Below are 22,471 nucleotides of genomic sequence, written 5' to 3'. Positions count from 1 at the left end.
GACTTTGTGGGACTCTGTTTGCTGCTATCTACACTCACGTTGAGGTCACGCATGCTCACCACACTGGCGGTGGCCAATTATCGATCTATCAATCAATTGGTCGTTCCCTTGGCTCGGCTTAATTTGATAACCGGCCCTAACGGCAGCGGTAAATCCAATCTGTACCGTGCGCTGCGGTTGTTGGCCGAAACGGCTCAGGGCGGGGTGATCAATGCGCTGGCGCGTGAAGGCGGGCTGGAGTCCACGTATTGGGCCGGGCCTGAGGTGATCTCGCGGCGCATGAAATCCGGCGAAGTGGCGATTGAGGGCGGGCCGCGAAACAAGGTCAAACGCCTGCGCCTGGGCTTTGCCGCCCAAGACTTCAGCTACGCCATCGCCTTGGGGATCTCACCGCCTGAGCGCTCTGCGTTTACCCTCGACCCGCAAATCAAGCATGAGAGCATTTGGGTTGGCCCTTGCTACCGCCCGGCCAGTGAGCTGGTGGAGCGAAATGGGCCGATGATTCGTGCCCGTGCCGGGCGCAGTTGGGAGGTGCTGGCGCAACATACGCCGATGTTCGACAGCCTGTTCGACCAGGTGGGCAGCTTGCAGACTTCGCCCGAAGTGCTGCAACTGCGTGAGTCGATCCGTGGTTGGCGTTTTTATGATCACTTTCGCACCGATCCTGATGCGCCGGTGCGTCAGCCGCAACTGGGTACGCGCACGCCGGTGCTGCACCACGATGGCCGCGACCTGGCGGCAGCCTTGCAAACCATCCTGGAAATGGGTGACTCGCAGGCGCTGCACAACGCCATCAGCGACGCCTTCCCCGGTGCTCGCCTCAAGATCAACGCGTTAGTCGGCGGGCGCTTTGCAATCGAGTTTTATCAAGAAGGCTTGTTGCGGCCGTTGTCGGCCGCAGAGCTGTCGGACGGCACTTTGCGCTACCTGCTGCTGGTGGCTGCCCTGCTCACCCCGCGCCCACCGACGCTGATGGTGCTCAACGAGCCCGAAACCAGCCTGCACCCCGACCTGCTGCCTGCGCTGGCGCGGTTGATCATTCGCACTTCTCATCATTCCCAGGTGTGGGTGGTGTCCCACGCCCGACGGCTGATTGCTGCCTTGCAGCAAGACCCGGAGTGCAACTGCATCGTGCTGGAAAAAAACCTCGGCCAGACCGAGGTGGTGGGGCAGCGAATGCTGGATCAACCGGCTTGGCATTGGGCGGATTAATAGAGCGATCAAGCCCCTCGTATCCGGCTTACCCAAGGTAGAAGCCCGGGAGCGGGTATATTGGTGTTGGGCTTCCGAGGCTTGGGCGTTGGCGGTACGGAGGTGCCCTCTTCGGTGGTTTGTTTAACAGTGTGTGACGAGGTTGAGCTCGACGTTAAGGAAGTAGAGCGCCTTTCACCCATTAACTCGGCAACTCTCTTAGCTCTGGCTGCCTTTCTAATGCCTCTCCAGCCCAGCTTAGTGGCCAAGATAGAGCTGCTTAAACCTAAAATGGCCAAGGCCACGCCCGCCACGGTCATTTCAGTGCTGCCTGTGTTGTTATTTCCCGCTGCCAGGCTCAATCGAACGGTGCCGATAATACCTGCGGAGGCTGTAAACCCCACACCAGCGACCTTCGCAAGATCAACGACCTTGAGGGGGCCAGCTTTTAACGCTTTTAAGGATGCGTAAAAGCCCACAGAGGGAATTGCTCCGACCGCTGTCCCGCCCAGCCCAATGACCGACAGGACCACAGGGGCTATCAAGGCAAAGGAAAACTGTCCATTGGGGTCTATCCGGTTAACCGGATCACCCAGGCAATAGCTGTAGGGGTTCACTCCTCCGGCTCCAAACGGGCTCAACGTGTCGGGGCTGTTAAAGCGCATCAATACGGGGTTGTACGCGCGGTGACCGTTGCCCAGCAGATAGTGGCCGGTCAACGGATCGGGCGCTTCTCCGTTAAACCCCAACAGGCCAGGCTGCCCACCCTGATGACCATAGGGGGTGTAAGCCCGCGGGTGTTGGTGTACGCCGCTGAGGGAGTGCAGCACGCTGCGTTGCAGGTCGGTGCCCAGCAACAGAGTGGCGGTTGTGCGTTTTTCAGCCAGCAACTGGTCGTGATTTTGAAAGACTGTCAGGCTGTCTTCACCCTGGCGTACAGTGCCCAAGCGATCATGGTGATAAAAACGCTGAGTCGATGGCTGGGCGACCACTGTGGTGGTTGTCAGGCGATCCAGAGGGTCGTAGGCATAGCGTTTAAGAGGCATGTGGGTTGGCTCTATGCTGGAAGTCCCCCCAGCTTTGCCCCAATGCCAGACCTTGCCTACCTGTGAAATCTGCTAGGTACTATTGCCAAATACTAAAAAACGCCGACGCTGTAGGAGCCGTCGGCGTTTTGAGTGGGTGGGCGTTGGATTAGAACGCTGGCACGACCGCACCGTTGTACTTCTTCTCGATGAAGGCTTTGACTTCTGGGCTGGTCAGCGCCTTGGACAGCTTTTGAATAGCGTCGCTGTCTTTGTTGTCCGGGCGAGCCACCAGGAAGTTCACGTATGGGGACTTGGCGTCTTCGATGATCAACGCGTCTTTAGCTGGGTTCAGGCCCGCTTCCAGCGCGTAGTTGGTGTTGATCATGTCCAGGTCAACCTGGTCCAGCACGCGCGGCAGCAGTGCGGACTCAAGCTCTTTGAACTTGAAGTTGTGCGGGTTCTTGGCGATGTCTTTAGGCGTGGCCAAGGCATTGCTCGGGTCTTTCAGTTCGATCAGACCGTTCTTCTGCAGCAGGAGCAAGGCACGGCCGCTGTTGCTACCTTCGTTAGGGATCGCGATGGTTGCGCCGTCTTTCAGGTCTTTGATGTCTTTAACTTTCTTCGAGTAGCCGCCGAAGGGTTCAACGTGCACACCGACCACGGTTACCAGGTTGGTGCCTTTGCCTTCGTTGAAGTTCTGCAGATATGGCAGGGTCTGGAAGTAGTTGGCGTCCAGACGTTTTTCCGCGACCTGTACGTTAGGTTGGACGTAGTCGGTGAAGACTTTGATGTCCAGATCCACGCCTTCTTTGGCCAGGATCGGTTTAACCACTTCAAGGATTTCAGCGTGAGGAATCGGGGTCGCAGCGACCACCAGTTTTTCGTTCGCTTGTGCCAGGCCTGCCGTCAGGGCAGCCGCCAATGCGGTAAACAACAGAACCTTTTTCATGCCATATCCTTAAAAAATGACCGTGTGAGTAACGGTTTTATTGGAGTCGGAGCGAAAGATACCGACTTTCTTTATTCCAGAACAATAATATTTGTTCATTCGCTTAGATCGTTTTGTTATTTAATTCTCTCCCTGTAGGCGCCAACGGCCTCGCGATCTTTTGATCGTCTAACAGATCGCGAGGCAAGCTCACTCCTACACGTGTGGGGTTATGCCAGCAGTTGTTTGAGCGCCGCCAGCTCCTGTGCCGTCGCGCCTTTAATAAAGTGCTCAATCTGCCCCAGGCTGTCGGGCAGATTCAAATGCTCGGGGCGGATCTCTTCGCCGGTGCTCACCAGCAGCGCAAAGTGGATGACGTTCTCCAGCTCCCGGGTATTGCCTGGCCAGGTGTGGCGCTCCAGCACCCGCTGCGCGCTGTCACTGATAAACGGCACCGGCAGGTTCAGGCGCTGGCTGTAGATGCCCAGAAAGTATTCGGCCAGCGACAAAATATCGCCCACCCGTTCGCGCAGAGCCGGCAACGCCAACTGGCCTTCACTGAGGTAGTGGTAGAGACGCTCGTGGAATTTGCCGGCTTGCACCGCCTGCGCCAGGTCGATGCTGGTGGCTGCGACCAGTCGTACATCCACCGGGCTCGGTTGATGGGCGCCAACCCGGGTGACTTCGTGGGTTTCCAGCGCCGCCAGCAATTTGATCTGAATACCTAACGGCAAATCGCCGATTTCGTCCAGGTACAACGTGCCGCCATTGGCCGAGCCGAACCACCCTGCGCGGCTGCTGGCTGAACTGCTGTGGCTGCCGGGTGCGTACCCGAACAGCTCGGCATCGGCATACGTCGGGCTGATCGCGCCGCAATTGACTGACACAAACAAACCGGTGCGGTCGCTGGCGCGGTGGATATGCCGGGCCAACAGTTCTTTACCGGTGCCGGTTTCGCCGCGGATCAAAACGGGCAGCGCGCGCGGCGCCAGCAGCTCCAGGTCATCACGCAATTGGCGCGAACGCGGGTCGACAAACACCAACGCTTTGGCGCGAATGCTCAGCGGGCTTTTTTCGGCATCGGGAAAGGTCAACAGCGGCTGACCGAAGGTTTCATGCAGGCTCATGGCGGGCTCCCGCCCGCCGCCGATGGGTGGGCGCGGGCGTTACAAAAAATTCAGGCGCGGCGCAGGGCACCGTGCTCAATACGGGTTTGCAGGCGATACAAAAACGCGAAGCCTTGCTCCCAGCGTTGGTGGCCGGACTTGACGTTGATATGTCCGGCGCCGCTGAGAATGCCGACCTCGGCGCCCCATTGGCGGGCGAACTCCATGGCCCGAGGGGCGCTGGCGGCGGCATCGTTATCTGAGCCGACGACTTGGCTCGGGAACGGCAGGGTTTGCGTCGGGATCGGGGCAAAGTTACGCAACGCAGGGGCACAGGTTGGGCGTTCGACATCCGCCGGGGCGACCAGCAAGGCACCGCGCACCTGGCTCAGCAAGCTGGCGGGGGCACGTTCGGCCCAATGTGCAACGGTGATGCAACCCAGGCTGTGGGCAATCAGGATCACCGGCGTGCTGTCGGCGGCAATCGCCTCGGCCAAGGCGGCGATCCAGTCCTCTCGGCGGGGCGTCAACCAGTCGGCCTGTTCCACCCGGGCACTGTTCGGCAAGCTGTTTTGCCAGTGGGTTTGCCAATGATCGTCAGACGAACCTTGCCAACCCGGCACTATCAAATAGCGAATCGATTCATTGCCCATGGCTATGCGCCTCCAGCGGTATGTGTGTTACCGAGTCAGTATAGGGACGGTTTTTAGATTCGCTAAGGAATAAGAAGCTATTTGTTAATAACCAAAAAACCTTCGCTGTTCAGAATGCGACGGCGTATTACACTCAGCTCGTTGCCCACCGCGCGAGCTACTGCCATGAAAAGCCTGGTTGATCATCTGAGCCAATACGCCGCTTATCACCGTGACAAACGCAATATCGTCACTCACTTCGTGGGTATCCCGTTGATTGTGATCGCCGTGGCGGTGCTGTTGTCGCGACCGCAATGGGCGGGTATTTCGCCTGCGGTGTTAGTGATGATCGCCAGTGCGGTGTTTTACCTGCGCCTTGAACGGCGCCTGGGGTTATTGATGGCTGTGTTGCTGGGGCTGGCGGTCTGGCTCGGGCACACCTTGGCGGCGCTGAGTACGGGTGCGTGGTTGGGCTGGGGAGTTGGGCTGTTTGTGGTCGGCTGGGTGATTCAGTTCATCGGGCATTACTACGAAGGGCGCAAACCGGCGTTTATCGACGATGTGACGGGGCTGATTATCGGGCCGCTGTTTGTGGTGGTGGAGTTAGGGTTCCTGTTGGGTTGGCGCCAGGATTTGCAGCGCGAAATCGACGCGAGATTCGCGTAGAAGCGAGCTTGCCTCGCGATCTTTTGGTCGTTTAAAAGATCGCGATCAAGCCCGCTTCGATGGGCTTATCTAAACGCCTGATGAAGCTGTGCCAGGGTTTCAAAGTGGTAGTTGGGCGCGTGCGCGCTCAGCTCTTCAAAGCTGCCAAAACCGTAGCCCACCGCCGCTGCGTCCAGGCCGTTGTGGCGGGCGCCGATGAGGTCGTGTTTGCGGTCGCCGATCATCAGGGTCTGCGCCGGGTCCAGACCTTCTTCGGCCATCAGGTGGGCAATCAGCTCAACCTTGTTGGTACGCGTACCGTCCAGCTCGCTGCCGTAGATCACCTTGAAGTGTTTGGCGAAGTCAAAGTGCCGGGCGATTTCGCGGGCGTAGATCTGTGGCTTGGAAGTGGCGATGTACAGCTGGCGGCCCTGCTTCACCAAGTCCTCAAGCAGCGGTGTGATGCCGTCAAACACGTGGTTTTCGTACAGGCCGGTGACCGAAAAACGCTCGCGGTAGAAACCCACGGCCTCCCAGGCCTGGGCTTCGCTGAATCCGTAAAACTCGATAAAGGCCTGCAGCAACGGCGGGCCGATGAAGTGTTCGAGTTTGCTCAGGTCCGGCTCTTCTATGCCCATTTTGCTCAGGCCGTACTGGATCGAACGGGTGATGCCTTCGCGCGGGTCGGTCAGGGTGCCGTCGAGGTCGAACAATACGTTTTGGTATTTCATGCAGGCTCCACAATAGGCGGCTTAAAGGGGCTGGTCGTAGCCTTCGGCCAAGTGCTGGTCTTTGAGCTTCACGTAGTTGCCAGCGCTGTAGGTAAAAAAGGCTTTCTCTTTTTCAGTCAGTTCACGCACTTGTTTGACCGGGCTGCCGACATACAGAAAGCCGCTGGCCAGTCGCTTGCCCGGCGGCACTAGGCTGCCGGCGCCCACGATCACGTCGTCTTCAATCACCGCTCCGTCCATCACGATGCTGCTCATGCCGATCAATATACGGCTGCCCACGGTGCAACCATGCAACATGACTTTGTGGGCGATGGTCACGTCATCGCCGATCAGCAGCGGGAAACCGTCAGGGTTGAACGGCCCGGCGTGGGTTATGTGCAGCACGCAGCCGTCTTGCACGCTGGTGCGCGCGCCAATGCGGATGCGGTGCATATCGCCGCGAATCACGGTCAATGGCCAGACCGAACTGTCGGCCCCGATCTCGACGTCGCCGATGACAACCGCCGAGCGGTCGACGAAGGCGCGTTCGCCCAATGTGGGTGTGTGCTGCTGGAACGGACGGATGGACACAAATAGCTTCCTTCTTTAGCAGTAATAGGGCGTTACAGGGCTGCGGTAACGGTCGATTGTAATTAAGATGGCCCAAGGTCTGCTGACGTTTCATTACATCGAGGTGAGTGGTTCAGTTTTTGCAGTGAAACCTCAACAGATCCCCCATTTTTTCTAGCCAAGGTGCCAAACGTGAGCGAGAACAACCCTCTATTGCAGCCCTACGACCTGCCGCCGTTTTCGGCGATCCGTCCTGAGCACGTCCAGCCGGCCATCGAGCAGATCCTCGCGGACAACCGTGCTGGCATTCAAAAGATCCTCGCCGATCAGGGCAAGAACCCGACGTGGGCCGGTCTGGTGCTGGCGATGGATGAGTTGAATGACCGCCTGGGCGCTGCCTGGAGCCCGGTCAGCCACCTCAACGCGGTGTGCAATAGCGCTGAACTGCGTGAAGCCTACGAGGCGTGTTTGCCCGCTTTGAGCGCTTACTCCACCGAAATGGGGCAGAACCGCGAACTGTTCCAGGCCTTCGATGCCCTGGCCCACAGCCCGCAAGTGGCTGACTTTGATCAGGCACAAAAGACCATTCTTGAACACTCGCTGCGTGATTTCCGCTTGTCGGGCATTGATCTGCCGGAAGCCGAGCAGAAGCGCTATGCCCAAGTGCAGAGCAAACTGTCTGAGCTGGGCAGCAAGTTTTCCAACCAACTGCTGGACGCGACTCAGGCTTGGACCAAGCACATCACCGACGAAGCCGCGCTGGCGGGCCTGACCGATTCGGCCAAGGCGCAAATGGCCGCGGCGGCACAGGCCAAAGGGCTGGACGGCTGGTTGATCACGCTGGAATTCCCTAGCTACTACCCGGTCATGACCTACGCCCAAGACCGCGCCCTGCGTGAAGAAGTCTACGCCGCGTACAGCACCCGTGCGTCGGACCAAGGCCCTAATGCCGGTCAGTTCGATAACGGCCCGGTGATGGAAGAAATCCTCGACCTGCGTCAGGAACTGGCCAAGTTGCTGGGTTTCGGCAGCTTTGCCGAGTTGAGCCTGGCCACCAAAATGGCCGAAACGCCGGACCAGGTGCTGACTTTCCTGCGCGACCTGGCCAAGCGTACCAAGCCGTTTGCGGCGCGTGACCTTGAGCAGTTGCAAGCCTATGCGTCCGAGCAAGGCTTCCCTGAACTGAAAAGCTGGGACACCGGTTTCTTTGGTGAAAAACTGCGCGAGCAGCGTTACAGCGTTTCGCAAGAAGCCCTGCGCGCTTACTTCCCGATCGATAAAGTGCTGGATGGCTTGTTCGTCATCGTGAACCGCCTGTACGGCATCGACATTGCTGAAATCAAAGGTTTCGACACCTGGCACCCGGATGTCCGCCTGTTCGAAATCAAGGAAAACGGCCAGCGCATCGGGCGTTTCTTCTTTGACCTGTACGCCCGTGCCAACAAGCGCGGTGGCGCGTGGATGGACGGCGCTCGCGACCGTCGCCGCACCGCCGCTGGCGAGCTGCAAAGCCCGGTGGCCAACCTGGTGTGCAACTTCACCCCAGCCGTTGCCGGCAAGCCTGCGCTGCTGACCCACGACGAAGTGACCACCTTGTTCCACGAGTTCGGTCATGGCCTGCACCACATGCTGACCGAGATCGAACACGCGGGCGTGTCAGGTATCAACGGCGTGGCGTGGGATGCGGTCGAGTTGCCAAGCCAGTTCATGGAAAACTGGTGCTGGGAGCCGGAAGGCCTGGCGCTGATTTCCGGTCACTACGAAACCGGCGAGGCGTTGCCTAAAGACCTGCTGGATAAAATGCTGGCGGCCAAGAACTTTCAGTCCGGGCTGATGATGGTCCGCCAACTGGAATTCTCGCTGTTTGACTTCGAACTGCACGCCACCCACGGCGACGGCCGCAGTGTTGCGCAGGTACTCGAAGGCATTCGTGATGAAGTCTCGGTGCTGCGTCCACCGGCGTACAACCGTTTCCCGAACAGCTTCGCGCACATTTTCGCGGGCGGTTACGCGGCGGGTTACTACAGCTATAAGTGGGCTGAAGTGTTGTCGGCCGATGCGTTCTCGCGCTTTGAAGAAGAAGGCGTGTTCAACCCGCAAACCGGCAAGGCGTTCCGTCAGGCGATTCTGGCCCGTGGTGGCTCGTTGGCACCGATGGAACTGTTCAAGGACTTCCGTGGCCGTGAGCCTTCGATTGACGCCCTGTTGCGTCACAGCGGCCTGACTGAGGACGCGGCAGCATGAGTGATGCACCGGTCAATGTGACAAAAAAACGCTTCATCGCCGGGGCTGTCTGCCCGGCGTGCAGCGAGCCTGACAAGTTGCTGATGTGGAACGAAGACGACATACCGCACCGCGAATGCGTGGCCTGCGGCTACTCCGACACGCTGAACGAGCAAGGTTTGTCCGTACCCAAGGAATTGGGCACGCGGGTGAATACTTCGGCGCTGCAAAAAGCCCCCGACCCTAAGGTGCAGGCGGTGCAGTTCTTTCCGAATCCGAAGTTGAAAAAGCCCTGATCCCCCGGGGTGAGTTGCCTGTAGATCAAGGGTGTCGGTTTAATAACACCCTTGGTCTACAGCATTGTTCACGTTATGGCGCAATGCTTATTGTGACGGTGCCTTGGGTGACCTCTATGTTGACTGTTCCGCCATCGTTGTTCGGATCTTCAAAACCACCACTGAATTCAAAACTGGCAACAATGGTGTAGTAACCATTAATCACTTCAAACTGAGTGATAGTGATTGAGCCAAGAGAAGCCGTAAGTTCCTCAGACCAGATGCCATGCAGGGTAGAGCGATAACGTAAAACTGCCTCTGAGCGACCTTCACCGAGTGGGTATGTCCCAACTTTCAAACCTTTTTGAAAGGTAAAGTTAATCTCGTCATAGTCGATAGGGAAAGGGGGTTCCCCCTTATCGATGCGCCTGCTGACAAACATAATCAGTTCGTCATTTAAGGCCGAGCCATACCAATTTGGAGAGTAATCGAAGCCTGTGCCATTGCGATTAATATGCGCACGGGTGGTATTTGCGAGGGATTTGGCGGCAGAGGGTTGGGTCGAGTAGAGGTCCATGGTTATGCCCTGCGTACGTTTTAAAACATCATGTGTTTACACGCTATGAGGGCATGAATCTAAAGTGCGAATCTTGGCTTGTATACTGTCAAAAATGACAGGGGCATTAGACGCGATGGGCTCTTAAAAGCCCTGTAGGAGCTGCCGCAGGCTGCGATCTTTTGACGTTTAAAGATCAAAAGATCGCAGCCTGCGGCAGCTCCAAGGGGATTTGGCTCAGGTGTTTTTAAGCCTTCTGCCACACCTTCGGCTTGAAGAACAACGTCTCGCCGCGCGCCAGTTCGGTCAGGCTGTCATGGTCTTTGACCACTTCTACTTCGATCAGCTCGCTTTGACCTTCAACCTTCAATGTCACCCGGGTGGTCGCACCCAGCGGGCGGATGTCGCGTACCTGGGCGGCATGGTGGTCTTCGAGTTCGTGACGCGACAACGACACTTCGTGCGGGCGGAACAGGACGTGGTTGTCCTCGCCCAAATGCAGGCGGTTGGAATCGCCCAGGAAGTGATAAACAAAGTCGCTGGCCGGGTTTTCGTAGACGTCACCCGGTGAGCCGATTTGCTCGATCACGCCTTTGTTCATGACCACGATGCGGTCCGCGACTTCCATCGCTTCTTCCTGGTCGTGGGTCACGAACACCGAGGTCAGGTTGATGTCTTCGTGAAGGCGCGCCAACCAGCGGCGCAGCTCTTTACGGACCTTGGCGTCAAGGGCGCCGAACGGTTCGTCGAGCAGCAATACTTTAGGTTCTACCGCCAGGGCACGGGCCAGGGCGATACGTTGGCGCTGGCCGCCGGAGAGTTGCTCCGGATAGCGGTCAGAGAGCCAGTCCAGTTGCACCATGTTCAGCAGTTCGTGGACTTTCTCCGCGATGCGGGTTTCGGTCGGACGCTCGCCCTTGGGCTTCATACGCAGACCGAAGGCCACGTTGTCGAATACCGTCATGTGGCGGAACAGCGCGTAATGCTGGAACACAAAACCGACGTTGCGATCGCGCACGTCATGGCCCGAGACGTCTTCGCCGTGGAAGACGATGTTGCCTTGGTCTGGGGTTTCAAGGCCCGCGATGATGCGCAACAGGGTGGTTTTGCCGCAGCCCGACGGGCCCAGTAGGGCCACCAGCTCGCCGCTGTGGATGTCCAGGTTGATGCTGTCCAGCGCCTTGAAGGCGTTGAAGTTCTTGCTGACGTTACGGACTTCGATCGACATGGTTTATTCCTCCGCGGCGCTGGCGCGCAGGCGGTTAATACGGGATTCGCTCCACTGCTTGAGCAGCAGGATGAAGAGCGCCAGGATCAGCAACAGGGTGGCCACAGCGAAGGCGGCGACGTGGTTGTATTCGTTGTAGAGGATCTCGACGTGCAGCGGCAGGGTGTTGGTCACCCCGCGAATGTGCCCGGAAACCACCGACACCGCGCCAAATTCGCCCATCGCCCGCGCTGTACACAGGACAACGCCGTAGATCAGGCCCCATTTGATGTTCGGCACGGTGACGTGCCAGAACATCTGCCAGCCATTGGCACCCAGCAAGCGTGCAGCTTCTTCTTCCTGGGTGCCCTGCTCTTGCATCAGCGGGATCAGTTCACGGGCCACGAAGGGCACAGTGACGAAGATGGTCGCCAGCACGATGCCCGGCAACGCAAAGATGATCTGGATGTCATGGTCTTGCAGCCATGGCCCCAAGAAGCCCTGCGCACCGAACATCAGCACATAGACCAGACCGGCAATCACCGGCGAAACCGAGAACGGCAGGTCGATCAGGGTGACCAGGATACTCTTGCCGCGAAAGCTGTATTTGCTCACGCACCAGGCTGCGCTGACGCCGAAGACCACGTTGAGTGGCACCGAGATCACCACTGCGATGATGGTCAGCTTGAGGGCTGACAGGGCGTCTGGCTCAAGGATCGCATCAAAGAAAGCACCCAGCCCCAGCTTGAGGCCCTGTGACACTACGATCAGCAGGGGCAACAGCAGGAACACGATGAAGAACAACCAGCCGAGAGCAATCAGCAGTCGACGGGAAAACGGGCTGCCACGGCGGGCGGCGTTGGCGGCGGAGGCCGCACTTACGGATGAACTGGACATGCGCTGACCTCCTTCAGGATGGGGTTTCGATGCGGCGCTGGATCAGGTTGATCAGCAGTAGCAACACGAAGGAAACCACCAGCATCATCACGCCAATGGCAGTGGCGCCGGTGTAGTCGTACTGGTCGAGTTTGACCATGATCAGCAGCGGCAAAATCTCGGTTTTCATCGGCATGTTGCCGGCGATGAAAATGACCGAGCCGTACTCGCCGATCCCCCGGGCAAAGGCCAGGGCAAAACCGGTCAACCAGGCGGGCAGCAAGGCCGGCATCAGGATGTAGCGGAACACTTGCAGGGGCTTGGCACCCAGGCAGGCGGCGGCTTCTTCGATTTCACGCGGGATGTCTGCCAGCACCGGCTGCACCGTGCGCACCACAAACGGCATGGTCACGAAGGTCAGGGCCAGGGTGATACCCAGCGGGGTGTAGGCGATTTTGAAACCCAGGTCCGAGGCGAACTGGCCAATCCAGCCGTGAGGCGCGTACAGCGTGGTGAGGGCGATACCAGCTACCGCGGTTGGCAGAGCGAACGGCAGGTCGATCATGGCATCGATGATCTTGCGGCCGGGGAAGGTGTAACGCACCAGCACCCAGGCCAGCACGGTGCCGATGACGCCATTGATGATGGCGGCAAAGAAGGCGGTGCCAAAGCTGAGTTTGAGCGCTGCCAACACCCGGGGAGCGGTGATGATGGCCCAAAACTGTTCCCAGGTGAGTTGTGCGGCATGCACAAACATTGCGGCCAGCGGTATCAGCACGATGAGGCTGAGGTACACCAAGGTGTAGCCCAGCGTCAGCCCGAAGCCGGGTATGACGGGGGAAATACGACGAGACATAAGAGTCCTTGGTTAACGCACGAAGCCCGCAACGGGGTCGCGGGCTCTATGTTCTAGCTTTCAGCGTGGCTTAACGCCCCGCCCCACAGGTTATTGCGCCTGGTAGATCTGGTCGAACACGCCACCGTCATTAAAAAATTTCGGCTGCGCAGTTTTCCAGCCGCCGAAGTCTTTGTCGATAGTGACTAGCTCCAGCTTCGGAAATTGCTCGGCGTATTTGGCCGCTACTTTTTCGTCACGAGGACGATAGAAGTTCTTGGCTGCAATCTCTTGGCCAGCCGGGCTGTACAGGTGTTTCAGGTACTCGGTGGCAATTTCGGTGTTGCCCTTTTTCTCTGCGTTTTTGTCGACAACGGCTACCGGAGGTTCGGCCAGAATCGACAGCGAAGGGACGACGATATCGAACTTGTCAGCACCGCCGTCTTCTTTCAGCGCCAGGAACGCTTCGTTTTCCCACGCCAGCAACACGTCACCTTGACCGTTGTTGACGAAGGTAATGGTCGCGCCACGTGCGCCGGTGTCCAGCACAGGCACGTGTTTGAACAGCTCTTGCACGTAGGCATTGGCCTTGGCTTCGTCGCCGCCGTTGGCTTTCAGGCCGTAGGCGTAGGCTGCGAGGAAGTTCCAGCGAGCGCCGCCGCTGGTTTTAGGGTTCGGGGTGATGACAGAAACGTCTTTCTTGATCAGATCGTCCCAGTCTTTGATGCCTTTGGGGTTGCCCTTGCGCACCAGGAACACGATGGTCGAGGTGTACGGAGTGCTGGCGTCCGGCAGGCGGGTCTGCCAGTTTTCCGGGAGCGAGCCTTTATTGAGTTTGGCGATTTCGTCGATGTCGCCGGCCAGGGCCAGGGTCACAACGTCTGCGCGCAAGCCGTCGATCACGCCACGGGCCTGTTTGCCTGAACCGCCGTGAGACTGCTGGATCTTGACGTTGTCGCCTGGGTGGCTTTGCTTCCAGAAATTGACGAACTCGGCGTTGTAATCCTGGTACAGCTCGCGGGTTGGGTCGTAAGAAACGTTGAGCAGTTCGTAGTCTTTGGCTACAGCGGAGCCAGCAAAAATGGCACTGGCCAGCGCGGCCAAAGCGTAACGGCGTAGGGACATAGGTGAGGCTCCAAAGCGTTTCTAGTTGTTATGAGCGCACTCTGGTGAATGCGCTGGATGGTTCAATTGTTTTTCTGGCTAGGGTTCTGTAGCCGGAATTTCTCTTTACGTTCGATCTGAACCACTTGTGCGTTGTGCACGGTGATTTCGACGGCACCAAAGCGCAGGTCTCGTAGCGCGCTCTGGATTTCCCGCAGAATGGTGGCTTCGTCCTGACCGTCAACGCTACGCAGAGATGCGCTCATGGTGTGCTCCTGAAGATGTGGGTTGCCGACTAAGGTGCTGGCTCGGATGCAATAGTAGTGAGGCACGATTATTCTTAAAAATACTATTTAAGAATGTTTATATAACTGAAATCGTGGTGATTGAAGGTGACGCGCAGTCGCTGACGAGAAACGAACTTTACGAGTGAGTGTACAGCGCACCAGAAACCTGAGCTTGAGCGGTGTCTGGCAGACCCCAATGTCTGATAAACGAGGGCGGTGCGCGCACGTACTCGTTTGTTGGCGCGCGTAATTGAAAGCGGGGTCTACACTCCAATTGCCTCGTCAGAGCATCAATGCGGGGCAGGCCCGACACGTTGTCTTACATAAGGTAGGAACTGTCACTGGACAGCCGGTAACAGTGCGATCACCTTAGAGCCGTTGTCGCCTTTTCCTGCATAGTCTGGAGTCTTTATGTCGTTTACCCCTGAGTTGGTTGCCGAACTGGAAGTCCTAGCACTGTTTGACCTGGAAAGTACGCTTGAGGGCCTGAAGATCCATCAGGCTGCCGATCCACGCTTGATTGAGGGCGCAAAGCGTCTGTATGAGAAGGACCTGATCAATCAGCCCGACGGTGGCTACCTGACAAGCCTGGGCCGTGATGCGGCCGAGCATGTGCAAGGGTTGCTGCTGATCCTCAATTCAGAGTCCAAGCTCGGCGAAAAACTGGCAGAAATTGCCTGATCTCCCCGCCTCGCCCACGGAATCTACTCGTTCGGTGATTCCGCGGGCACACACCTTTGATCTCGTCTAATGTTCAGATATGTAAAAAATCTGACGTCAAAAATACAAACGGCCTAAGCCTTTTGTGCGGCTGGCTGTAAACTCACCTTCCTTTCTCTTTCTCGTTTGGCGAGCCGGCCTAGGTTTGTAATGACGTGCCCCCTGGAAATAAGACCCGCTCTGAGCGAAGGAATCGATCGACAGGTTCTCTATCAGGTGCGTGAGCGGTTTCTGGCCGTCAATAAAGCGCGTTTGCAGCGGGCAATGGAAGGCCTGTTGCCCGCTCAGCAAACGATTCTGAATCTGTTGGCCTTGCTGTTCCATGTGAACGACCCGTTGTTGCCCGGCTATGTTTCGGACGACACGCCGGCTGGTGTCTCGGGCTATACGCCGGACATGCCCACGCTGGAGGCGGCGCTGGCTTTGGCCGGTGACTTTGCCTGCCCAGCTCTGCCCCGGCAGCCGCGTGCCATTCACGGTCTGTATTTGATGGGCAGCCTGGGCACGTTGGCCCAGACCGATCAAAGCGACATGGACGTGTGGTTGTGCCACGCGCCCGACCTAGATGACCGGGCGCTGGCCAACTTGCGCAAAAAATGCCTGCGCCTGGAAACATGGGCTGCGAGCCAGGGCAGCGAGGCGCACTTCTTCCTGATTGATGCGCAACGTTTTGCCCAGGGCGAGCATGCCCTGCACGGCAGCGTGGATGACTACGTAAGCGCGCAACATTCGTTGCTGCTCGATGAGTTTTATCGCACGGCGATCTGGCTGGCTGGGCGCACGCCGTTGTGGTGGTGGGTGCCGGCGCCTGAAGAAGCCCGCTACGGCGATTTCATTCACTCACTCCAGGCTCAGCACTTGATCAGTGCAGATGACGTGATTGACCTCGGCCCTTTGGCACACATCCCAGCGCAAGAGTTTTTAGGCGCAGGGCTGAAGCAGTTGTTCAAGGGCATTGAATCGCCCTACAAATCGGTGCTTAAACTCTTGCTGATCGAGGTTTATGCCAGCGAGCACCCGCGTGTGAACTGCCTGAGCCTGGGGTTCAAGCGTGCGGTGTATGCCCATCAACTGGACCTCGATGAGCTGGACCCGTACGTCATGGTGTACCGGCGCATTGAGGACTATTTGCGCGGGCGTGGCGATTTTCAACGCCTGGAGCTGGTGCGCCGCAGTTTGTATCTCAAGGTGAACCGCAAGCTGACCGGCCGTGCCGCTACCCGGGGTGCCCACTGGCAGCGCGCGCTGCTGGAGCGCCTGACCACTGAATGGGGATGGGATGAGCAGCAGTTGGCGCAGTTGGACAATCGTTCGAAATGGAAGGCCGGGCCAGACAGCCGAGAGCGGTTGGCGCTGTCACGTGAGCTCAATGGCAGCTACCGTTTCCTGAGCCAATTGGCGCGTCATGAGCACGCGATCAGGGTGCCGGTCATTGCGATTTAAGGCGTTGGGGTAGCGCTGCACAACCGAGCGCTACCGCGAATCCTGGGGTGTCGGGGGCGCTTACAGGTCGAAGTGGCCTGCTGCTTCTGGCTGGTATTCAACTTCGAGCAATTTGAGCTTGAGGGTTTTGCCGCCCGGTGCTGGCCAGTCGATGTGTTGACCGGCACTCAAGCCCAGCAAGGCGCTGCCGACAGGCGCCAGAATCGAGATTTTACCTTCGTCTGCGTTGGCCTCTTTCGGGTAGACCAACGTCAGGTGGTAGTCCTTGCCGCTGCTTTCTTCGCGGCAATGTACGCGTGAATTCATGGTCACAACGCCTGCTGGCACTTCTTCGTGGCCGACAATAAGTTCGGCGCGATCAAGCTCGTCCTGCAAGGCAATCACACCGGGCAACGTGTCATCCAGACTGTCGATCAGCTTCTCCAGACGTTGTACGTCCAGGCGTGTGAGGGTGATGGCGGGTGTATTACTCATGACCTGGCAGACTCCTTTTTTTCTGCACGGAAAAGCAAAACCCCGCCAGGACATGGCGGGGTTTTGACCAGCCTCGTGGTGACGAGGCGAACTTGGACACTACCACAGCAAAATAAATACACAAGGTTGCCTGTAGGAGCGAGCTTGCCTCGCGATCTTTTGACCTTTTGAAAGATCGCGAGGCAATCGAGCGTCGACCGGCTGCTCCTACAACAGTCGATCAGCCCCGGCGTTGGCGGGCCTGTTCGCAAATCTCGCGGCGCCGCTGGTCATCGGCCGAACGCCACTCGCGAATATCTTCGACGTGGCGAAAACAGCCTAGACACACTTTGTGTTCATCCAGCCGGCAGGTACTGATGCACGGCGACGGCACTGCCGGACTGACGTTGCTGTAGAGCGGTTTTGCGGGTTTAGCAGGCGCAGTCACAATCAGATCTCTTCAAATTCCAGCTCGGCGCCTGCTTGTTCCAGTGTCAGGCGAGCCACCATTTCACTCAGTAGCTCATCGGTACTGTCGTGTACCCAGCGCGAGTTATCTTCATCGTATTCGAAATGGAAACCACCGCTGCGAGCGGCGAGCCAGAGCTGGCGAAGCGGCTCTTGTCGGCTGAAAATCAGTTGGGTGCCATTTTCAAACTTGACCGTTAAAACGCCGGCCGAGTTCTCAATATCAACATCCAGTTCACTGTCGTCGAAAACGTCTTCCAGGTTTTCCTGGGTTGCATCGACCAGATCGTGAAAACGGGCTTCAGTCAAACTCATGGTGGAACCTCGTAGTGTCTAGTCATGCTCGGAGCTCGCAAGATACGGGCGCTCCAGACCGATTGCAAACCTTAAGACACCCCGTCGCCATGCCACACCTGATTATCCGGACAGGCGCCCCGTGCGCGAGCCGTCTGCTACATAGGCAAGCTGGTGGGTGGTCGGTATACTCGGTCGCAATTAATGCTTTTCAAAGGATTTCGCCATGAAGCGCCTGATCTCTTCGTTTGCTGCGCTTGTCGCGGTTGCTTGCCTTGTTTCTGCCTGTGGTCAAAAAGGACCGCTGTATCTGCCCGATGACAGCAAAAACCCGGATGACCAAGCCAAGTCGTCGCAATCACAAGCGCACAAGCATCAATAAGGGAACACCATGGACGCTTTTAATTACCGGGACGGCGAGCTGTTTGCCGAAGGTGTTGCGCTGACGGCGATTGCCGAGCGCTTCGGTACGCCGACCTACGTCTATTCCCGCGCGCACATCGAGGCGCAATACAACGCCTACGCCCATGCCCTGAACGGCATGCCGCATCTGGTGTGCTTTGCCGTCAAGGCCAACTCCAACTTGGGTGTACTCAATGTCCTGGCGCGTCTGGGCGCTGGTTTTGACATCGTGTCGCGCGGTGAGCTGGAGCGTGTGCTGGCCGCTGGCGGCTCGGCAGACAAAATCGTGTTTTCGGGCGTCGGCAAGACCCGCGACGACATGCGTCGTGCGCTGGAAGTGGGCGTTCACTGCTTCAACGTCGAGTCCACTGACGAGCTGGAGCGCCTGCAAGTAGTGGCTGCCGAACTGGGCGTTCGCGCGCCCATCTCGCTGCGCGTCAACCCGGACGTAGACGCGGGTACGCACCCGTACATTTCCACCGGCCTCAAGGAAAACAAGTTCGGCATCGCCATCGCGGACGCCGAAGATGTGTACATCCGTGCCGCGCAGTTGCCGAACCTGGAAGTGGTCGGTGTCGACTGCCACATCGGTTCGCAACTGACCACCCTCGAGCCGTTTATCGATGCACTTGATCGCCTGCTGGGGTTGGTTGACCGTCTGGGCGATTGCGGCATTTACCTGCGCCACATCGACCTCGGCGGTGGCTTGGGTGTGCGTTATCGCGATGAAGAGCCGCCTTTGGCTGCTGACTACATCAAGGCCGTGCGTTCGCGCATCGAAGGCCGTGACCTGGCGCTGGTGTTTGAGCCGGGCCGCTTCATTGTGGCCAATGCGGGCGTGCTGCTGACTCAGGTCGAGTACCTCAAGCACACCGAGCACAAAGACTTCGCGATTGTCGACGCGGCCATGAACGATCTGATTCGCCCGGCGTTGTATCAGGCCTGGATGGACGTGACCGCGGTTCGCCCGCGTGACACCGAAACCCGCGCTTACGACATCGTGGGCCCGATCTGCGAAACCGGCGACTTCCTGGCCAAGGACCGCCAACTGGCACTGGCCGAAGGCGATCTGCTGGCCGTGCATTCGGCGGGTGCCTACGGGTTTGTCATGAGCTCGAACTACAACACTCGTGGCCGTGCAGCCGAAATTCTGGTGGATGGTGACCAAGCGTTTGAAGTACGCCGTCGCGAGACCGTTGCCGAGTTGTACGCCGGCGAAAGCCTTCTGCCGGAGTGAGCCCATGTTGCTGCGTTTTACCAAAATGCACGGCCTGGGTAATGACTTCATGGTTCTCGACCTGGTCAGCCAGCACGCGCACATCCTGCCCAAGCACGCCAAGCAGTGGGGTGATCGGCACACGGGTGTTGGCTTTGATCAATTATTGATCGTTGAAGCGCCGAGCAACCCGGAGGTGGATTTCCGTTACCGGATCTTCAACTCCGACGGTTCCGAAGTTGAACAGTGCGGCAACGGTGCCCGCTGTTTTGCCCGCTTCGTGCTCGACAAGCGTTTGACCACCAAGCGTCAGATCAAGGTCGAAACCAAAAGCGGCATCATTGAGCTAAACGTGCGCAACGACGGGCAAATCAGCGTCGATATGGGCCCGCCGCGTCTGGTCCCGCAAGAGATCCCGTTTGTGGCCGACGCGCAGGCGTTGAGCTACGCAGTGGATGTCGAAGGGCAGCCGGTTCAGTTGGCCGCCGTGTCGATGGGCAACCCGCATGCAGTGTTGCGTGTTGACGACATCAACGCCGCGCCGGTGCACGAGCTCGGGCCAAAAATTGAGCATCACCCGCGTTTTCCGGCGCGGGTCAATGTCGGCTTTTTGCATGTGATTGATCGTCAACGCGGGCAACTGCGGGTGTGGGAGCGTGGTGCCGGGGAAACCCAGGCCTGCGGTACCGGCGCTTGCGCAGCAGCTGTGGCAGCGATCAGCCAGGGCTGGATGGACTCACCGGTGACCCTTGATTTGCCCGGTGGTCGTTTGTCCATTGAGTGGGAAGGCCCCGGCCATTCTGTGATCATGACCGGCCCGGCGATGCGTGTTTACGAAGGACAAGTCCGTTTATGAGCGAGCGCACCTGATGACCGACCAGCCACAGCCTTCCGACCTTGAACTGCCTGCTGACGCCCAGGAGGCCGCGACGGTTGCGGCGTACCTGGAGCGTCACCCGGACTTCTTCAGTCAGCGCGATGAGTTGCTGTTGGCGTTGCGCATTCCGCACCAGCGCGGCGACACCATTTCGCTGGTAGAACGCCAGTTAGAGCTGTTGCGCAGTCGCAACATCGAGATGCGCCATCGTTTGTCGCAATTGATGGATGTGGCCCGCGACAATGACCGGTTGTTTGAAAAGACCCGTCGCCTGAACCTCGCGCTGATGGACGCCACCAGCCTTGAAGAACTGGTGATGGCTGTCGAAGACAGCCTGCGTCAGGATTTCCAGGTGCCGTTTGTCAGCCTGGTGCTGTTTGGTGACAACCCGATGCCCGTCGGGCGTTGGGTGAGCAGCGCCGATGCACAGCGCGCCTTGGGCGGTTTGCTGGCTGAGGGTAAAGCGGTCAGCGGTAGCCTGCGTGAGCATGAGTTGGACTTCCTGTTTGGCGAAGATCAGCGCAAGCAAATTGGTTCGACGGCGGTGGTGGCGCTCAATCACTTGGGCTTGCATGGCGTATTGGCGGTGGGTAGCCGTGACCCGCAGCACTATAAAAGCTCGGTGGGCATGCTGTTCCTTGGGCATATCGCCGAAGTGCTCGGCCGGGTCTTGCCGCGATTCACCAGCGCTTTGCGCTCGGTCCGCTAGAGGTGGAACGACAGCTGGACGCTTACTGCACGCACCTGCGCAGTGAGCGCCAAGTGTCGCCTCACACGTTGCAAGCCTATCGCCGCGACCTGAACAAGGTGCTGGCGTTCTGTAGCAAAGAATCCATTCCCGATTGGTCCGCGCTGGATATCCAGCGCTTGCGCCAACTGGTCTCGCGTCTGCACCAGCAAGGCCAGTCGTCGCGCAGCATTTCGCGCCTGCTGTCGGCGGTGCGCGGGCTTTATCAGTACCTCAATCGCGAAGGCCTGTGCGATCACGATCCGGCCAACGGCCTGTCGCCTCCCAAGGGTGAGCGCCGCCTGCCCAAAACCCTCGACACAGACCGCGCACTGCAATTGCTTGAAGGCGCTGTCGAGGACGATTTTCTGGCCCTGCGTGATCAAGCCATTCTTGAGCTGTTTTATTCCTCAGGGCTGCGCCTCTCGGAGCTGACCGGGCTTAACCTGGACCAGCTCGACCTGGCTGACGGCCTGGTTGAAGTGCTCGGTAAAGGCAGCAAGACGCGCGTGCTGCCAGTCGGTAAAAAAGCCCGGGAAGCGTTACTGGCGTGGCTGCCTTTGCGCGGCCTGGCCAACCCGCATGACGACGCGGTGTTTGTCAGCCAGCGCGGCAGTCGCCTCGGTCCGCGGGCCATCCAGTTGCGGGTTAAAGCGGCGGGCGAGCGCGAGCTGGGGCAGAACCTGCACCCGCACATGCTGCGCCATTCATTCGCCAGCCATTTGCTGGAGTCGTCTCAGGATTTACGTGCGGTGCAAGAGTTGCTGGGGCATGCGGACATTAAAACCACGCAGATCTATACCCATCTGGATTTCCAGCACTTGGCATCGGTTTACGACAGCGCCCACCCACGGGCTAAACGCAGTAAGGGCAGTGAATGACCATTGAGCTGATTACCTTCGACCTCGACGACACCTTGTGGGATACCGCGCCGGTGATTGCCAGTGCCGAGACGGCCATGCATACCTGGCTGACGGCGAATGCACCGGATTTGGGCGCGCTGGATCTCGCCAGTTATCAGGCGCTGCGCCAGCGTGTGTTAGGCGATGAACCGCAGCTCAAGCACCGGATCAGTGCGCTGCGTCGGCGGGTGTTGTTCCACGCCTTGAGTGACGCCGGTTATGCGGGCGCGCAAGCGATGGCCGATGAAGCGTTCGAGGTGTTCATTGAGGCGCGTCATGCCCTGGAGGTGTTCCCGCAGGCTGAGCCCACCCTGGTGGCGCTGGCCCATGACTATGCCTTGGGCGTAGTCACCAATGGCAACGCTGACGTGCGGCGGATCGGGCTGGGGCATCACTTTCGATTTGTGTTGTGTGCGGAGGACATTGGCATTGCCAAGCCAGATGCGCGGCTGTTTCACGAGGCGTTGCGCCGCGGGGGTGATATTTCCCCTGCGGCGACCGTGCACGTGGGCGATCATCCTGGGGATGACATTGCCGGTGCCCAGCAAGCGGGCCTGCGGGCAGTGTGGTTCAACCCTGGTGGCAAACGCTGGGAAGGCGACAAAGCCCCGGATGCAGAAGTGGGTTGCCTGAGCGAACTGCCCGCGGTGCTGAAGCGCCTGAGCTGAAACGTCGCCCACTGTCGCGATCTTTTGATCTTGATCCGGCTCTTGATCCAAGAAGCCCCGTTAACAGCCGCCTGAAAACTGTGTAGATACCTAACCCATTGGGGGTGCTGCCAATGATCGGTGGTCTG

Annotated in this window: 26 protein-coding genes and 1 pseudogene; 12 read left to right on the top strand and 15 right to left on the bottom strand. The window is 58.5% G+C overall.

Going from position 1 to position 22,471, the window contains the following annotated elements; all coding sequences use genetic code 11:
• Nucleotides 1–51: 51 nt before the first annotated feature.
• A complete protein-coding gene (locus NTD86_RS00970) occupies nt 52–1,212 on the top strand; it encodes an AAA family ATPase (RefSeq protein WP_262200266.1) in 1,161 nt (386 codons plus the stop codon).
• A gap of 8 nt (nt 1,213–1,220) precedes the next feature.
• Here NTD86_RS00970 and NTD86_RS00965 read toward each other — a convergent pair whose 3' ends face one another.
• From NTD86_RS00965 to NTD86_RS00950, 4 genes are all read right to left on the bottom strand, one after another.
• Nucleotides 1,221–2,237 carry an RHS repeat-associated core domain-containing protein gene (locus tag NTD86_RS00965; protein WP_262200265.1) on the bottom strand — a complete coding sequence of 339 codons (1,017 nt, stop codon included), beginning with the start codon at nt 2,235–2,237 and terminating at the stop codon, nt 1,221–1,223.
• A gap of 148 nt (nt 2,238–2,385) precedes the next feature.
• On the bottom strand, nt 2,386–3,168 hold the full coding sequence (locus NTD86_RS00960) for a MetQ/NlpA family ABC transporter substrate-binding protein (RefSeq protein ID WP_262200264.1): 783 nt from the start codon (nt 3,166–3,168) through the stop codon (nt 2,386–2,388).
• Between the two features lie 209 nt (nt 3,169–3,377).
• On the bottom strand, nt 3,378–4,274 hold the full coding sequence (locus NTD86_RS00955; protein WP_262200263.1) for a sigma 54-interacting transcriptional regulator: 897 nt from the start codon (nt 4,272–4,274) through the stop codon (nt 3,378–3,380).
• A 50-nt stretch (nt 4,275–4,324) separates the two neighbouring features.
• Nucleotides 4,325–4,906, bottom strand: coding sequence for an alpha/beta hydrolase (locus NTD86_RS00950; protein WP_048387212.1), 582 nt, complete (start codon nt 4,904–4,906; stop codon nt 4,325–4,327).
• 165 nt (nt 4,907–5,071) lie between these two features.
• On the opposite strand from NTD86_RS00950, the gene NTD86_RS00945 reads away from it, so the two are divergent.
• Nucleotides 5,072–5,551, top strand: a complete 480-nt coding sequence (locus tag NTD86_RS00945; RefSeq protein ID WP_262200262.1) for a DUF962 domain-containing protein — start codon at nt 5,072–5,074, stop codon at nt 5,549–5,551.
• A gap of 65 nt (nt 5,552–5,616) precedes the next feature.
• On the opposite strand, the gene NTD86_RS00940 is transcribed toward NTD86_RS00945, so the two are convergent.
• Together NTD86_RS00940 and NTD86_RS00935 are read right to left on the bottom strand one after the other, a co-directional pair.
• Entirely contained in the window at nt 5,617–6,261 is a 645-nt protein-coding gene (locus tag NTD86_RS00940) for an HAD family hydrolase (protein WP_262200261.1), read from the bottom strand.
• A gap of 21 nt (nt 6,262–6,282) precedes the next feature.
• Nucleotides 6,283–6,831, bottom strand: coding sequence for a gamma carbonic anhydrase family protein (locus NTD86_RS00935; protein WP_262200260.1), 549 nt, complete (start codon nt 6,829–6,831; stop codon nt 6,283–6,285).
• A gap of 171 nt (nt 6,832–7,002) precedes the next feature.
• On the opposite strand from NTD86_RS00935, the gene prlC reads away from it, so the two are divergent.
• Nucleotides 7,003–9,054 (top strand): oligopeptidase A, encoded by a 2,052-nt coding sequence (prlC, locus tag NTD86_RS00930; RefSeq protein WP_262200259.1) that lies wholly within the window; start codon nt 7,003–7,005, stop codon nt 9,052–9,054.
• A complete protein-coding gene (locus tag NTD86_RS00925) occupies nt 9,051–9,329 on the top strand; it encodes a YheV family putative zinc ribbon protein (RefSeq protein WP_262200258.1) in 279 nt (92 codons plus the stop codon). Before prlC ends, NTD86_RS00925 begins: the two co-directional genes overlap by 4 nt.
• A 73-nt stretch (nt 9,330–9,402) precedes the next feature.
• Here the strand turns inward: NTD86_RS00925 and NTD86_RS00920 are convergent, their stop codons facing one another.
• The 6 genes from NTD86_RS00920 to oscA form a co-directional block, all read right to left on the bottom strand.
• Complete coding sequence (locus NTD86_RS00920) at nt 9,403–9,885, bottom strand: DUF6252 family protein (protein WP_262200257.1); 483 nt, start codon at nt 9,883–9,885, stop codon at nt 9,403–9,405.
• A gap of 226 nt (nt 9,886–10,111) precedes the next feature.
• Nucleotides 10,112–11,092 (bottom strand): sulfate/molybdate ABC transporter ATP-binding protein, encoded by a 981-nt coding sequence (locus tag NTD86_RS00915; protein WP_262200256.1) that lies wholly within the window; start codon nt 11,090–11,092, stop codon nt 10,112–10,114.
• A 3-nt stretch (nt 11,093–11,095) separates the two neighbouring features.
• Complete coding sequence (gene cysW, locus NTD86_RS00910) at nt 11,096–11,968, bottom strand: sulfate ABC transporter permease subunit CysW (protein WP_262200255.1); 873 nt, start codon at nt 11,966–11,968, stop codon at nt 11,096–11,098.
• Nucleotides 11,969–11,981: 13 nt separating this feature from the next.
• A complete protein-coding gene (gene cysT, locus NTD86_RS00905) occupies nt 11,982–12,803 on the bottom strand; it encodes a sulfate ABC transporter permease subunit CysT (RefSeq protein ID WP_262200254.1) in 822 nt (273 codons plus the stop codon).
• A 90-nt stretch (nt 12,804–12,893) separates the two neighbouring features.
• Nucleotides 12,894–13,907 carry a sulfate ABC transporter substrate-binding protein gene (locus tag NTD86_RS00900; RefSeq protein ID WP_262200253.1) on the bottom strand — a complete coding sequence of 338 codons (1,014 nt, stop codon included), beginning with the start codon at nt 13,905–13,907 and terminating at the stop codon, nt 12,894–12,896.
• A 62-nt stretch (nt 13,908–13,969) separates the two neighbouring features.
• Nucleotides 13,970–14,152: a sulfur starvation response protein OscA gene (gene oscA, locus NTD86_RS00895; RefSeq protein WP_019411821.1), complete on the bottom strand. Its 183-nt coding sequence runs from the start codon at nt 14,150–14,152 to the stop codon at nt 13,970–13,972.
• Nucleotides 14,153–14,584: 432 nt separating this feature from the next.
• Between oscA and NTD86_RS00890 the strand changes: the two genes are divergently transcribed.
• Both NTD86_RS00890 and NTD86_RS00885 read left to right on the top strand, forming a co-directional pair.
• Nucleotides 14,585–14,854, top strand: a complete 270-nt coding sequence (locus tag NTD86_RS00890; protein ID WP_262200252.1) for a TIGR02647 family protein — start codon at nt 14,585–14,587, stop codon at nt 14,852–14,854.
• Between the two features lie 189 nt (nt 14,855–15,043).
• Nucleotides 15,044–16,312: pseudogene (locus NTD86_RS00885) on the top strand (class I adenylate cyclase); the annotation flags it as partial.
• An 84-nt stretch (nt 16,313–16,396) separates the two neighbouring features.
• Here NTD86_RS00885 and rnk read toward each other — a convergent pair.
• From rnk to cyaY, 3 genes are all read right to left on the bottom strand, one after another.
• A complete protein-coding gene (gene rnk, locus NTD86_RS00880; RefSeq protein ID WP_262200251.1) occupies nt 16,397–16,810 on the bottom strand; it encodes a nucleoside diphosphate kinase regulator in 414 nt (137 codons plus the stop codon).
• 220 nt (nt 16,811–17,030) lie between these two features.
• Entirely contained in the window at nt 17,031–17,237 is a 207-nt protein-coding gene (locus tag NTD86_RS00875; protein ID WP_410016931.1) for a DUF1289 domain-containing protein, read from the bottom strand.
• Between the two features lie 2 nt (nt 17,238–17,239).
• Nucleotides 17,240–17,572 (bottom strand): iron donor protein CyaY, encoded by a 333-nt coding sequence (gene cyaY, locus NTD86_RS00870; protein ID WP_262200250.1) that lies wholly within the window; start codon nt 17,570–17,572, stop codon nt 17,240–17,242.
• 205 nt (nt 17,573–17,777) lie between these two features.
• On the opposite strand from cyaY, the gene lptM reads away from it, so the two are divergent.
• Genes lptM through NTD86_RS00840 form a run of 6 tightly spaced genes read left to right on the top strand, consistent with a single transcriptional unit; the run spans nt 17,778 to nt 22,343 of the window.
• A complete protein-coding gene (gene lptM / locus NTD86_RS00865) occupies nt 17,778–17,933 on the top strand; it encodes an LPS translocon maturation chaperone LptM (protein ID WP_048372563.1) in 156 nt (51 codons plus the stop codon).
• 9 nt (nt 17,934–17,942) lie between these two features.
• Nucleotides 17,943–19,190 (top strand): diaminopimelate decarboxylase, encoded by a 1,248-nt coding sequence (lysA, locus tag NTD86_RS00860; protein ID WP_262200249.1) that lies wholly within the window; start codon nt 17,943–17,945, stop codon nt 19,188–19,190.
• Between the two features lie 4 nt (nt 19,191–19,194).
• Complete coding sequence (dapF, locus tag NTD86_RS00855) at nt 19,195–20,025, top strand: diaminopimelate epimerase (protein WP_262200248.1); 831 nt, start codon at nt 19,195–19,197, stop codon at nt 20,023–20,025.
• A gap of 13 nt (nt 20,026–20,038) precedes the next feature.
• The gene (locus tag NTD86_RS00850; RefSeq protein WP_262200247.1) at nt 20,039–20,755 is read left to right on the top strand and encodes a DUF484 family protein; all 717 of its coding nucleotides are present in this window, start codon (nt 20,039–20,041) and stop codon (nt 20,753–20,755) included.
• Between the two features lie 2 nt (nt 20,756–20,757).
• Nucleotides 20,758–21,654 (top strand): tyrosine recombinase XerC, encoded by an 897-nt coding sequence (gene xerC / locus NTD86_RS00845; RefSeq protein ID WP_262200246.1) that lies wholly within the window; start codon nt 20,758–20,760, stop codon nt 21,652–21,654.
• The gene (locus tag NTD86_RS00840) at nt 21,651–22,343 is read left to right on the top strand and encodes an HAD family hydrolase (protein ID WP_262200245.1); all 693 of its coding nucleotides are present in this window, start codon (nt 21,651–21,653) and stop codon (nt 22,341–22,343) included. Before xerC ends, NTD86_RS00840 begins: the two co-directional genes overlap by 4 nt.
• The last annotated feature ends 128 nt before the right edge of the window (nt 22,344–22,471 follow it).

Source organism: Pseudomonas sp. 7P_10.2_Bac1, from assembly GCF_025465935.1.
Classification (GTDB): Bacteria; Pseudomonadota; Gammaproteobacteria; order Pseudomonadales; family Pseudomonadaceae; genus Aquipseudomonas.
Note: the sequence above shows the minus strand (reverse complement) of the source record. Positions and strands in the feature narration are given on the sequence as shown.